This window comes from Streptomyces daqingensis (genome assembly GCF_014645895.1).
Taxonomy (GTDB): domain Bacteria; phylum Actinomycetota; class Actinomycetes; order Streptomycetales; family Streptomycetaceae; genus Streptomyces; species Streptomyces daqingensis.
In genome coordinates this window covers 50,853-63,214 of the sequence record NZ_BMMP01000006.1, presented here as the reverse complement: position 1 = coordinate 63,214, position 12,362 = coordinate 50,853, and the positions used below count along the sequence as shown (strand labels likewise).

At 71.0% G+C, this 12,362-nt stretch carries 10 protein-coding genes; 7 read left to right on the top strand and 3 right to left on the bottom strand.

The genetic code is table 11. The features are described 5' to 3' along the window. Positions 1-76: 76 nt before the first annotated feature. From dxr to IEY56_RS10395, 6 genes are all read left to right on the top strand, one after another. A complete protein-coding gene (gene dxr, locus IEY56_RS10420; protein ID WP_189036859.1) occupies positions 77-1,330 on the top strand; it encodes a 1-deoxy-D-xylulose-5-phosphate reductoisomerase in 1,254 nt (417 codons plus the stop codon). Further along, positions 1,327-2,631, top strand: a complete 1,305-nt coding sequence (locus tag IEY56_RS10415; protein WP_189036858.1) for a M50 family metallopeptidase — start codon at positions 1,327-1,329, stop codon at positions 2,629-2,631. Before dxr ends, IEY56_RS10415 begins: the two co-directional genes overlap by 4 nt. 189 nt (positions 2,632-2,820) lie before the next feature. Then, on the top strand, positions 2,821-3,984 hold the full coding sequence (gene ispG / locus IEY56_RS10410) for a flavodoxin-dependent (E)-4-hydroxy-3-methylbut-2-enyl-diphosphate synthase (protein ID WP_229711774.1): 1,164 nt from the start codon (positions 2,821-2,823) through the stop codon (positions 3,982-3,984). A gap of 152 nt (positions 3,985-4,136) precedes the next feature. After that, positions 4,137-4,982, top strand: coding sequence for a GNAT family N-acetyltransferase (locus IEY56_RS10405; protein WP_189036857.1), 846 nt, complete (start codon positions 4,137-4,139; stop codon positions 4,980-4,982). Between the two features lie 65 nt (positions 4,983-5,047). After that, on the top strand, positions 5,048-5,620 hold the full coding sequence (locus tag IEY56_RS10400; protein WP_189036856.1) for a GNAT family N-acetyltransferase: 573 nt from the start codon (positions 5,048-5,050) through the stop codon (positions 5,618-5,620). Positions 5,621-5,695: 75 nt separating this feature from the next. Then, positions 5,696-7,405, top strand: coding sequence for a proline--tRNA ligase (locus IEY56_RS10395; protein WP_189036855.1), 1,710 nt, complete (start codon positions 5,696-5,698; stop codon positions 7,403-7,405). A gap of 111 nt (positions 7,406-7,516) precedes the next feature. On the opposite strand, the gene IEY56_RS10390 is transcribed toward IEY56_RS10395, so the two are convergent. From IEY56_RS10390 to IEY56_RS10380, 3 genes are all read right to left on the bottom strand, one after another. Further along, positions 7,517-8,476 carry an HpcH/HpaI aldolase/citrate lyase family protein gene (locus IEY56_RS10390; RefSeq protein WP_189036854.1) on the bottom strand — a complete coding sequence of 320 codons (960 nt, stop codon included), beginning with the start codon at positions 8,474-8,476 and terminating at the stop codon, positions 7,517-7,519. Next, complete coding sequence (locus IEY56_RS10385; RefSeq protein ID WP_189036853.1) at positions 8,466-9,683, bottom strand: CaiB/BaiF CoA transferase family protein; 1,218 nt, start codon at positions 9,681-9,683, stop codon at positions 8,466-8,468. The genes IEY56_RS10390 and IEY56_RS10385 overlap by 11 nt, the downstream gene beginning before the upstream one ends. A 170-nt stretch (positions 9,684-9,853) precedes the next feature. Further along, a complete protein-coding gene (locus IEY56_RS10380; RefSeq protein ID WP_189036852.1) occupies positions 9,854-10,777 on the bottom strand; it encodes a LysR family transcriptional regulator in 924 nt (307 codons plus the stop codon). A gap of 169 nt (positions 10,778-10,946) precedes the next feature. On the opposite strand from IEY56_RS10380, the gene IEY56_RS10375 reads away from it, so the two are divergent. Beyond that, a complete protein-coding gene (locus IEY56_RS10375) occupies positions 10,947-12,356 on the top strand; it encodes a CitMHS family transporter (protein WP_189036851.1) in 1,410 nt (469 codons plus the stop codon). Positions 12,357-12,362: the final 6 nt, after the last annotated feature.

Genomic DNA, 12,362 nt, shown 5'->3' with positions numbered 1-12,362 from the left:
CGGCGGGCGTGCCTGATGTGCGCGTGCTGCCACGGGCGGTGACTCTCCCGTCTCCGAGTGCCGTCAGAATGGGGCCATGACGGAATCCCTCGCCGACCCGCACCTGCGCCCCGGTCCCACGGACGTGGACGTGCTGGCAGGCCCACGCGACATCGTGATCCTCGGTTCGACCGGCTCCATCGGCACGCAGGCAGTCGACGTCGTACTGAGCAATCCAGGCCGTTTCCGCGTGACCGGACTCTCCGCCGCGGGCGGCCGGGTGAAGCTCCTGGCCGGGCAGGCGCACAGACTGCAGGTGCGTACGGTCGCGGTGGCGCGGGAGGACATGGTCGGTCAGCTGCGCGAGGCGCTCCGCGCGGAGTACGGGCCGGGGGAGCCGATCCCGGAGGTACTGGCGGGCCCCGACGCCGCCGCCGAGCTCGCCGCGAGCGATTGCCACACGGTGCTGAACGGGATCACGGGCTCCATCGGCCTCGCCCCGACCCTGGCCGCCCTGGAGGCCGGGCGGATGCTGGCGCTCGCCAACAAGGAGTCGCTGATCGTCGGGGGCCCGCTGGTCAAGGCGCTCGCCCGGCCCGGTCAGATCGTCCCGGTGGACTCCGAGCACTCGGCGCTCTTCCAGGCGCTGATGAGCGGCACCCACGCCGAGGTGCGCAAGCTGCTCGTCACCGCGTCCGGGGGCCCCTTCCGCGGGCGGTCGAAGGCGGAGCTCGCCGGCGTCACTCCGCAGGAGGCCCTCGCCCACCCCACCTGGGACATGGGCCCGGTGATCACCGTCAACTCGGCGACGCTGGTCAACAAGGGTCTGGAGGTCATCGAGGCCCATCTGCTCTACGACGTCCCCTTCGACCGCATCGAGGTCGTTGTCCACCCGCAGTCGGCCGTTCACTCGATGGTGGAGTACATGGACGGTTCGACCGTCGCGCAGTGCGGCCCGCCGGACATGCGCCTGCCGATCGCGCTGGGCATCGGATGGCCCCACCGCGTCCCCGACGCCGGACCGGTCTTCGACTGGTCGCGGGCGATGTCGTGGGAGTTCTTCCCGCTCGACGCCGAGGCCTTCCCGGCGGTGCCGCTCGCCTTCCAGGTGGGGCGCTCGGGCGGTACCGCGCCGGCGGTCTACAACGCCGCGAACGAAGAGTGCGTGCAAGCGTTCTTGGAAGGAAGGCTGCCGTTCTCGGGCATCGTGGATACGGTTGCCGCTGTGGTCGAGGAGCACGGGACGCCACGCGCAACCGCGTTGACGCTCGCCGACGTCCTCGACGCGGAGACCTGGGCGCGTCGGCGCGCCCGTGAACTGGCGACGGCAGCAGCGGAGGCCCGCGCATGACGACCCTCATGACGATTCTCGGCATAGTCGTCTTCATCGTCGGTCTGCTCTTCTCCATCGCCTGGCACGAACTGGGGCACCTCTCCACCGCGAAGATGTTCGGCATCCGCGTGCCGCAGTACATGGTGGGCTTCGGGCCGACGATCTTCTCCCGGCGCAGGGGAGAGACCGAGTACGGCGTGAAGGCCGTGCCGCTCGGCGGCTACATCCGCATGATCGGCATGTTCCCGCCGGGGGAGGACGGCGCCCTCCGCGCGCGGTCGACGTCCCCGTTCCGGGGCATGATCGAGGACGCGCGGGCCGCGGCCTTCGAGGAGCTGAAGCCCGGCGACGAGAAGCGGCTCTTCTACACGCGCGCCCCCTGGAAGCGCGTCATCGTGATGTTCGCCGGGCCCTTCATGAACCTGATCCTGGCCGTCGTAATCTTCCTCGTGGTGCTGATGTCCTTCGGCATCAACACCCAGACCACCACGGTCTCCTCGGTCTCCAAGTGCGTGATCCCCGCGTCTGCCAAGAGCGACAAGTGCCCCGCCGGCGCCAAGGACTCGCCCGCCAAGGCGGCCGGCATGCTGCCGGGCGACAAGATCGTCGCCTTCGACGGCAAGCGCGTCACGCAGTGGGAGACCCTGCAGCAGCAGATCCGCGACACGACGGGCCCCGCCACCATCACGGTCGAGAGGGACGGCGCCCGCAAGACGCTGAAGGCGGATCTGATCTCGAACAAGGTGGCCAAGTCCGACGGACGCGGCAGCTACGTCGAAGGCGAATACGTCACCGCCGGCTTCCTGGGCTTCACGCCGGCCAGCGGCGTCGTCCAGCAGTCGTTCCCGCAGTCCGTCGACCGCATGGGCGACATGATGGCCTCCGGCGTGCAGGCGCTCATCGCGCTGCCGTCCAAGGTCCCCGACCTGTGGAACGCGGCGTTCGACGGCGCTGAGCGCAAGCAGGACTCCCCGATGGGCGTCGTGGGCGCGGCCCGCGTCGGCGGTGAGGTGTTCTCGCTCGACATCCCGCCGACGCAGCGGGTGGCGACGATGCTCTTCCTCGTCGCCGGCTTCAACCTCTCGCTCTTCCTCTTCAACATGCTGCCGCTGCTGCCGCTGGACGGCGGCCACATCGCGGGCGCGCTGTGGGAGTCGGTGCGGCGGGCCTTCGCGAAGGTCTTCCGGCGCCCCGACCCGGGCCCGTTCGACGTGGCGAAGCTGATGCCCGTCGCGTACGTGGTCGCCGGGATCTTCATCTGCTTCACGCTGCTCGTCCTGGTCGCGGACGTGGTGAACCCCGTGAGACTCGCGGGGTAGTACGTCCGGCGGGCGGCCGGACGAGGACGGACACAGGAGCACCCGGGCGGCATTCGTACCCGGGTGCCCTGCTTTGGGGGAATACGTTCCGCGGATGTGCTCGTACGGGTGAAGGTGCCGTAATCTCAGGAGCCGGAGCCCGTCGATCTATCGGGACTTCTCGATCCACACCTTGGGGTTGCACGCCTGATGACAGCGACAGCGATTTCGCTCGGAATGCCGGACGTACCGACCAAACTCGTCGACCGCCGCATTAGCCGCAAGATCCAGGTCGGCCCGGTGGCCGTGGGCGGCGACGCACCGGTGTCCGTCCAGTCGATGACCACGACGCGCACCTCGGATGTGGGCGCGACGCTCCAGCAGATCGCCGAACTGACCGCGTCCGGCTGTCAGATCGTCCGCGTGGCCTGTCCCACGCAGGACGACGCGGACGCGCTCGCCACGATCGCGCGCAAGTCGCAGATCCCCGTCATCGCCGACATCCACTTCCAACCGAAGTACGTCTTCGCCGCGATCGACGCCGGCTGCGCCGCGGTGCGCGTGAACCCCGGCAACATCAAGCAGTTCGACGACAAGGTCCGGGAGATCGCGAACGCCGCCTCCGCGGCCGGGACGCCCATCCGCATCGGCGTCAACGCCGGTTCCCTCGACAAGCGGCTGCTGCAGAAGTACGGCAAGGCGACGCCCGAGGCGCTCGTCGAGTCGGCGCTGTGGGAGTGCTCCCTCTTCGAGGAGCACGGCTTCCGCGACATCAAGATCTCGGTCAAGCACAACGACCCCGTCGTGATGATCAACGCCTACCGGCAGCTCGCCGCGCAGTGCGACTATCCGCTGCACCTGGGCGTCACCGAGGCGGGCCCGGCCTTCCAGGGCACGATCAAGTCCGCAGTCGCCTTCGGCGCGCTGCTCTCCGAGGGCATCGGCGACACCATCCGCGTCTCGCTCTCCGCGCCGCCGGCCGAGGAGTGCAAGGTCGGCATCCAGATCCTGGAGTCCCTCGGGCTCCGGCAGCGCCGCCTGGAGATCGTCTCCTGCCCGTCCTGCGGCCGCGCCCAGGTGGACGTCTACAAGCTGGCCGACGAGGTCACCGCGGGCCTGGAGGGCATGGAAGTCCCGCTGCGGGTCGCCGTCATGGGCTGCGTGGTCAACGGGCCCGGCGAGGCGCGCGAAGCGGACCTCGGCGTCGCCTCCGGCAACGGCAAGGGCCAGATCTTCGTCAAGGGCGAGGTCATCAAGACCGTCCCCGAGTCCAAGATCGTCGAGACGCTCATCGACGAGGCGATGAAGATCGCCGAGAAGATGGAGAAGGACGGAGTGGCCTCCGGCGAGCCCCAGGTCGCGGTCGGCGGCTGACCGGCAGGGCCCGGGTCACGGCGCGGCGCGAGGCCCCGGGGAGGGGCCGGATCCGTCCGGCAGGTGTGCCGCTCACCCGGGGTAGGCTCGGAGAACGTCCCCTCTCCCCATCCCCGAGCCCTCGGGGCCGTCCCGGTGAGGCAGCAGACACCTTGTTGACCACCACATCCACCAGGGTCGTCGACCCCGCCGAGCTCGACGACGTCCTCGCCCTGCTCGCCCGTGAGCCGGTCAACAACGCCTTCATCGCCTCCCGGGTCCACGCCGCCGGCCTCGACGCGGTGCGCCTCGGCGGCGAGATGTGGGGCTGGTACCAGCGGGGGCGTTTGAAGTCGCTCTGCTACGCCGGCGCGAACCTCGTGCCGCTGTGCGCCGGTCCCGAAGCGGTACGCGCCTTCGCCGAGCGGGCCCGGCGGCAGGGCCGGCGCTGCTCGTCCATCGTCGGTCCCGCCGAGCCGACCGCCGCTCTCTGGTCGTACCTGGAGCCGCATTGGGGCCCGGCCCGGGACGTGCGCCGCCGTCAGCCGCTGATGGTGACGGAGGAGGTACCGCACGACGTGCGGCCCGATCCGCTGGTGCGCCGTATCCGCAAGGACGAGATGGACCTGGTGCTGCCCGCCTGCGTGGCGATGTTCACCGAGGAGGTCGGGGTCTCCCCGCTCGCGGGGGACGGCGGCCTCGTCTACCAGTCCCGCGTCGCCGAACTCGTCGGTTCGGGCCGCTCGTTCGCCCGAGTCGAGAACGGCGAGGTCGTCTTCAAGGCCGAGATCGGCGCCGCCACCCCCCACGCCTGCCAGATCCAGGGCGTCTGGGTGGCTCCCGCGCACCGCGGCAAGGGCCTCTCGGAGAGCGGCATGGCGGCAGTCCTGCGCTACGCCCTCAACGAGGTCGCTCCGCTGGCGAGCCTCTACGTCAACGACTTCAACGAGACGGCCCGTGCGACCTACCGGAGAGTGGGCTTCCGTGAAGTGGGCGCCTTCATGAGCGTGCTGTTCTGACGCCCGCACCGGCTGGTGCACCCGGACCGGGCCGTTCGGGCCCCTGCCGCCTGTAGCCTCCCGGCATGCTGCATTCTGCCGGGGGATCTGAGCCCCAGGACCCCCGCGGGGCCGTCATCGGTCCCCTGGACCTCGAAGCACACGTGGACGAGGCGCTGGCGGTGCAGGCGGTCGCGTTCGGGCTCGGTGACGACGAGATCGCCGTACGGCGCCACATCGTGCTGCGGCATCTGCGCTCGCCGGGGGCGCGCGCCCTCGGCGCCTGGTCGGACGAGGGGCGGCTGGTGGGTTTCGTGTACGGGATGCCGAACGACCGCACGCACTGGTGGTCCTCGGTCGTCTCCGGGTACCTGCGCGCGGCGGGCCACGAGGCCTGGCTGGACGACGCGTTCGTCATCACCGAACTCCACGTGCACCCGCTCTACCAGCAGCGCGGCATCGGGCGCCGCCTGATCACCCTGCTCACCGACGGAGCGGACGAACCACGCTCGCTGCTCTCCGCCATCGACACCGACAGCCCCGCCCGCGCCCTCTACCACCGGCTCGGCTACGGGGACCTCGCGCGCGAGGTCCACTTCCCCAGCGCCCCCAGCCCGTACGCCGTGATGGGGGCGTGGCTGCCGCTCAGGCGGCGGTGAGGAACGCATTTCCTTGGCGTGTGCGGCGCCGGATAGGCTCTGCCCAGTCACTTCAACCACCGCACGGAGAATTCCATGGCAGCCCGAGTCCAGCGTTTGTCCCGGTCGATGCTGAAGACACTGCGCGACGACCCGGCCGACGCCGAGACCGTCAGCCACAAGCTGCTGGTGCGCGCGGGTTACGTGCGCCGCACGGCCGCGGGCATCTGGACGTGGTTGCCCCTCGGGCTCCAGGTCCTGGAGAACGTCACGCGGGTCGTGCGCGAGGAGATGGACGCCGCGGGCGCCCAGGAGGTGCTCCTCCCGGCGCTGCTCCCCAAGGAGCCGTACGAGGTCTCGGGGCGCTACGACGAGTACGGCGACCTCCTCTTCCGCCTCAAGGACCGCAAGGGCGCGGACTATCTGCTCGGTCCCACGCACGAGGAGATCTTCACCCAGGTCGTCAAGGACCAGTGCTCGTCCTACAAGGACCTGCCCGTCACGCTGTACCAGATCCAGACGAAGTACCGGGACGAGGCACGGCCCCGCTCGGGCATCCTCCGCGGCCGCGAGTTCACGATGAAGGACGCCTACTCCTTCGACCTCAGCGACGAGGGCCTCGCCGAGTCCTACCGGCAGCAGCGGGAGGCGTACACGCGGATCTTCGAGCGCCTCGGTCTCGACTACCGGATCGTCTCCGCCGTCAGCGGCGCCATGGGCGGTTCCGCGTCGGAGGAGTTCCTCGCCCCGGCCGCCGCCGGTGAGGACACCTACGCGCAGTGCCCGTCCTGCGGCTTCGCCGCGAACACCGAGGCGCTGTCGGTCGCCGTCGTGCCCGCGCCGTCCGCGGACCACCCGGACACGGAGGAGCTGGACACCCCGGACACCCCGACGATCGAGACGCTCGCCGAGCACCTCGGCGTCCCGGCCTCCGCCACGCTGAAGAACCTGCTGGTGAAGGTCGACGGCGAGATCGTCGCTGTGGGCGTGCCGGGCAACCGCGAAGTGGACATGGGCAAGCTCGCCGAGCATCTCGCCCCCGCCGAGGTCGAGTTGGTCACCGCGGAGGACTTCGTCGGCAGGCCCGACCTCGTCCGCGGTTACGTCGGCCCGCAGAACGGCATGGCCGGCAAGGCCTTCCGCTACATCGCAGATCCGCGCGTCGCCCCCGGCACCGAGTGGATCACCGGCGCCAACAAGGCGGACAAGCACGCACGGCACGTCGTGTGCGGCCGCGACTTCGAGGTGGACGACTACGTGGACGTGGTCGTCGTGGAGCCGGGCGACCCCTGCCCGTCCTGCGGTGCGGGCATCGAGCTCGGCAGGGCGATCGAAATCGGCCACATCTTCCAGCTCGGCCGCAAGTACGCCGATGCCTTCGAGCTCGACGTGCTCGGCCAGAACGGCAAGCCCACCCGCGTGACGATGGGTTCCTACGGCATCGGTGTGACGCGCGCCGTCGCAGCGCTCGCCGAGCAGACAGCCGACGAGCAGGGGCTGTGCTGGCCGCGTGAGATCGCGCCGGCCGACGTCCACGTCGTCGCTGCGGGCAAGGCGATGCAGACCGAACTCGCCCTGGAGGTCGCCGAACAGCTCGGTGCCGCCGGCACGCGTGTGCTGGTCGACGACCGCACGGGCGTCTCACCGGGCGTGAAGTTCACGGACGCCGAACTGCTCGGCGTTCCCACGATCCTCATCGTGGGCCGTGGAGCGAAGGACGGCCTCGTCGAGGTGAAGGACCGCCGTACCGGAGAGCGCGAGGAGCTGCCCATCGCGGACGCGGTCGCGCGGCTCTCCCACGGCTGACGGCGGCGCACCGCCGCGGAAGGCCCCGGCCCGGCAGGTCCCTGCCGGGCCGTCGGCGTGCGAGCAGCGCGCGACAGCCCGGCGCCAGGCGGACGCGGCGCCGGCGCAGGGTCACGCAGAGGCGGCCCGCGCCCTCCGCCGCTCCAGGTCGAGCGTCTGCTGAGCCGTCGCCGCCATGGCCTCGTCGACCATCTGCCCTTCGAAGGCCACGGCACCCCTGCCCTTGCTCTGCGCCTCCCGCACGGCGGCCACCAGTCGCCTGCAGCGGTCGAGTTCGGCCGCACCGGGGGAGAAGACGTCGTTGACGACGGGGACGTGCGAGGGGTGGATGGCCATCATCCCCGTGTAGCCGAGGGAGCGGTTCTGCTCCGCGAAGCGGCGCAGCCCGTCGAGGTCGTCGATCCGCGTCCACAGGCCGGCCACCGGATGGGGGGCGCCCGAGGCCCGGACGTCCAGCAGCACGCGTGAGCGCAGCGCGAGGGTCTCCAGCCCCTCCGGGCTCCACTGGTAGCCGACGGCGCGTTCGACGTCCCCTCCGGCGCCGGTGAGCGCGCCGAGGTAGGCGACGCGGGAGGCCGCCGAGCCGATCTCGTACGCGCTGCGCAGCGACGCGGCGCTCTCCAGCAGCGGGACCAGGGAGACGCTGCCGGGCGCGAGGCCCTCTTCGCGTTCGCACCAGCCCAGCAGCCGGTCCGCGAACCGGACGTCTTCCTTGTCCCGCACCTTGGGCAGGAGGACGCCCGCGAGACCGGGGCCCGCGACGGTGCGGAGCGCTTCGGCCGCGGCCCAGCTCTCCAGGGCGTTGACGCGCACGAACAGGGCCATGCGCCCCGCGTCTTCGGCGTGCGCGCCCCGCGCGGCGACGGCTTCGCCCACTTCGGCGCAGGCTGCCGCCTTGTCCTGCTCCGGTACGGCGTCCTCGAGGTCGAGAATCGCCGCGTCGGCTCCCGCGGCCTCGGCCTTGGCCAGCCACTCCGTCCGGTTGCCCGGCACGAACAGCAGGGAGCGCAGGGGGAGACGGCTGGTTCCTCCGGCGCCCGTACGGCCGGCGGCGCTGCTGTCAGACGACACCCTGCTGCTCCAGTTCGGCCAGCCGCTCGTCGTCGAGACCGAGCCACTGCTGGTAGACGAGGCGGTTGTCCTGGCCCAGGTCCGGACCCGTGCGCCACACCTTTCCGGGCTGCTGCCGGAAGTGCGGGATGACGGCCTGCATCCGCACCGGGCCGAGCTGCGGGTCGTCGACGGTGACGATGTCCTCGCGTTCGGCGTACACCGGGTCCTGCGCGATGTCCGCGGCGTCGAACACCCGGGAGGCCACCACCTCGCAGCGTTCGAACTCCTCCAGGCAGACGGCCGTCGGCCTCTCCGAGACCCACGCGCGCAGTGCGTCGTCCAGGCGTCCGCGCCCGGCCTGCTGCTGTTCGACCGTGGCGAACTCCTCCTCCGGCAGCCCGAGCAGGCGTACGACGTTCAGCACGGACCGCAGCGTCGCCGACGTGACAGTGATCCACTGGCCGTCCATGGACCGGTACGTGTTGATCACGGCCGCCGGTGCGATCGCAAGCTGGTTGCCCGAGCGCTGCGGCACCGTTCCGAGCTGATCGTGGACGATGACCTGCCACTCGACGAGCCGGAAGAGCGGTTCGAAGAGCGCGAGGTCGATCCACTCGCCGTCGAAGCCGGGGTCGTTCGCCTTGCGGTGGAGCGCCGCCAGGACCGCGTACGCCCCCATCAGCCCGTTGACCGCGTCCCCGTGGGAGAAGCCCGTGTGCACCGGCGGCCCGTCGGGGAAGCCCGTGAGGTGCACGACTCCGCTGCGGGCCTCGCCCATCTTCCCGAAACCCGGCTGGTCGGCCTGCGAGGAGGTCGCTCCGTAGCCCGAGATCTGCAGCATCACGGCCTTGGGGTTCAGACGGTGGACCCCTTCCCAGTCCAGCCCCCACTCGCGCAGCCGCCCGGGGCGGAAGGTGACGATCACGACGTCCGCCCAGGCGACGAGCCGGTGTGCGAGTTCACGTCCTTGGTCCTGGCGGAGATCGAGGGTGACGGACCGCTTGTTGCGTCCCGCCACCTTGAACCACAGGGGGACGCCCTCACGCCGGGGACCCATCGAGCGGGCCGCGTCCCCCGTGCCGGGCGGCTCGACGTGGACGACGTCCGCACCCTGGTCGGCGAGCATCGAGCCGGCCAGCGGCCCGGCGACGACATGGGCGAACTCGACCACTTTCAGGCCGGACAGCTGCCCGCTTCCGGCGCCGGCGGGGTGGTCCTTCGGCACGGCGGTCTCTCCCTTGCTCGGTCCGCTCAGGCTGCGCCCGCGCCGCTCGTGGCCGCGGAACGGGACTTCAGGCTCCGGCCTCAGCGTCTCCGAGGGGAGAAATGACTGTCCAGCAAGAAAGGACCATCAATCGATGCGCTTTTCGCATGAACGATCGCCGTGTGGGTCCGTCACGCCCATCTGACGCCCTCGGGCAGCTGCCCGCCTTCCTCGCGGAGCCCGTCGAGCGTCTCCAGGAACCGGTGCGCGGCCAGCGGCACCGTGCGCCTCGCGCGCATCACGACGTCGAGCCGGCGGTGGACGACGGGCCTCACCAGCGGACGCGAGACGAACGGTCCGGACCCGAGGAGGGGCAGGACGAGCGCCGGCATCGCGGAGACGCCCAGGCCCGCTGCCACGAGTCCGCCGACGGTCGCCACGTTCCCGGCCTCCGCCGAGGGGGCGACCGGGGCGTCGATCTGCGCGAACGCGGCGTCCGCCAGCCGCCGCACGCTGGAGTCCCGGCCGACCGCGAGGTAGGGGTGCGCGGCCAGCTCCTCCCAGGAGACCTCGTCCTGCCCGGCGAGTGTGTGCTCCGGCGGCAGGACGGCGACGAACCGGTCCCGCGCCAGCGGCCGGTGCTCCAACTGGCCCGAGGTCTCGCCGAAGGTGGTGATCGCGAAGTCGGCGTCGCCCGCCAGCACCCGGTCCAGTACGGAGCGCTCGAGGCCGTCCATGATCCGCATGGCGACCTGGGGACGCTCCCGGCGGAAACCCGAGATCACCCGCGGCAGCAGCACGGCCGCGACGGAGGGGAGGGTCGCCACCGCGACGGTTCCCGATTCCCCGAGCAGGAAGCGTTGCAGCTCCTTCATCCCCGCCCGGTGGGCGTTGACGATCTGGTCGGCGATGCGCAGCGCTTCCACACCTGCCGCGGTCAGCTGCACGTTCCGGGTGTCCCGTTCGAGAAGCTGCGCGCCGAGGAGCCGCTCGAGATCGGCGACGGCGCGGCTCAACGACGACTGGGAGACGTGCAGTTCGGCGGCCGCGGCAGTGAAGCTCGCCGCCCGGGCGACGGCCGCGAAGGCGGACAACTGCCGGAGGGTGGCATCCATGACCGCGGATCATAGGTGCTTCCCTGACGCACTGATGCACATCTCGCATAGATGAATCCCAGTTCGATGCTGGACAGCGATCCGATGTGCCTTCGACACTGCCGGGCAATGCGGCAGCACCCCCACCACGTACGCCGCCGGCCGCCACGACAGACGAGAGCGAGAGACCATGCTGGCAGCGCTGGGATTCACCACGATCGGGCTCTTCCTGGTGCTCACCATGACCAGGCGGCTGTCCGTCCTCGTCGCCCTGGTGCTGCTGCCCGTGCTCGCGGCTGTGGCGGGGGGATTCGCGGGGCAGCTCGGCGACATGATCCTCGAGGGCCTGACGACGGTGGCCCCCACCGGCATCATGATCGCCTTCGCCTACCTCTTCTTCAGCCTCATGGTCGACGCCGGCCTCTTCGACCCGCTCATCCGCGGCATCCTCCGCTTCGGCCGCCGTGATCCGCTGCGAATATGCATGGGCACGGCCGTGCTCACCATGTGCGTGGCCCTCGACGGCGACGGAGCGTCCACGTTCCTCATCACGGTCTCCGCGCTGCTGCCCGTCTACCGGCGGCTCGGCATGCGCCCCCTGGTGCTCAGCGGAATCATCTGCCTGGGGGCCGGCGTGATGAACATGATCCCCTGGGGCGGACCGACGGTACGGGCAGCGGCAGCGCTCAAGCTGGACACCTCCGAGGTCTTCCTGCCGGTGCTTCCCGCCATGGGCTGCGGTATCGCATGGGTGCTGCTCGCCTCGTACCTCATCGGCAGGCGCGAGCGGAAGCGCCTGGGCACCCTCGCCGCACTGCCCGGTGCGGACGCGGAGAAGGCGGCGGACGGGACGGTCGCGGCGCCGTCCGGTACGACCGCCGAGCCCGTCAACGAGGCGGGCGAGCCGGGCGCGCAGCCCCGGAGGGCCGCCCCCGAAGCGGAGGAGGAGCCCGTCTCGCTCGCCGTCGGCGGGCGCCCCCGCACCTGGCTGACGGTCTTCAACCTGGTGCTCACGCTGACGCTGCTGGTCGCCCTGGTCCTCCAAGTCATGCCGCTGGAGGTGCTGTTCGTCATCGGCTTCGCCGTCGCCCTCCTCGTCAACCACCCCAGGTGGGAGGACCAGCAGGCGCTGCTCGACCGGCACGGTAAGAACGTCGTCCTGGTCACCACCATGATCTTCGCCGCGGGCGTCCTCACCGGCGTACTGACCGAGACCAAGATGATCGACGAGATGGCGAAGGCCCTCGTCTCGGTCATCCCTCCGTCCCTCGGCGGGCACCTGCCGGGCGTCGTCGCCGTCACGGGAATGCCGCTCAGCCTCGCCCTCACCCCCGACGCCTACTACTTCGGCGTCCTCCCCGTCCTCTCCGAGACGGCAGGAGGATTCGGCACGGGACGGGCCGAGATCGCCAGGGCCGCCATCCTCGGCCAGATGACCACGGGCTTCCCCCTCAGCCCGCTCACGGCCTCGACGTTCATCCTGGTCGGCATGACGGGCGTCCAGCTCGGGGAGCACCAGCGCTTCATCTTCGGATGGGCCTTCGGCACGACGATCGTCATGACGGCCGCCGCGCTCCTCACCGGCGCCATCGTGCTCTGAAGGCGG

Bases quoted from the DNA above. Each gene is read 5' to 3' on its own strand.
- IEY56_RS10380 (WP_189036852.1), bottom strand. From the start codon at position 10,777: ATGGATGCCACCCTCCGGCAGTTGTCCGCCTTCGCGGCCGTCGCCCGG.
- IEY56_RS10415 (WP_189036858.1), top strand. From the start codon at position 1,327: ATGACGACCCTCATGACGATTCTCGGCATAGTCGTCTTCATCGTCGGT.
- IEY56_RS10400 (WP_189036856.1), top strand. From the start codon at position 5,048: ATGCTGCATTCTGCCGGGGGATCTGAGCCCCAGGACCCCCGCGGGGCC.
- ispG (WP_229711774.1), top strand. From the start codon at position 2,821: ATGACAGCGACAGCGATTTCGCTCGGAATGCCGGACGTACCGACCAAA.
- IEY56_RS10375 (WP_189036851.1), top strand. From the start codon at position 10,947: ATGCTGGCAGCGCTGGGATTCACCACGATCGGGCTCTTCCTGGTGCTC.
- dxr (WP_189036859.1), top strand. From the start codon at position 77: ATGACGGAATCCCTCGCCGACCCGCACCTGCGCCCCGGTCCCACGGAC.
- IEY56_RS10395 (WP_189036855.1), top strand. From the start codon at position 5,696: ATGGCAGCCCGAGTCCAGCGTTTGTCCCGGTCGATGCTGAAGACACTG.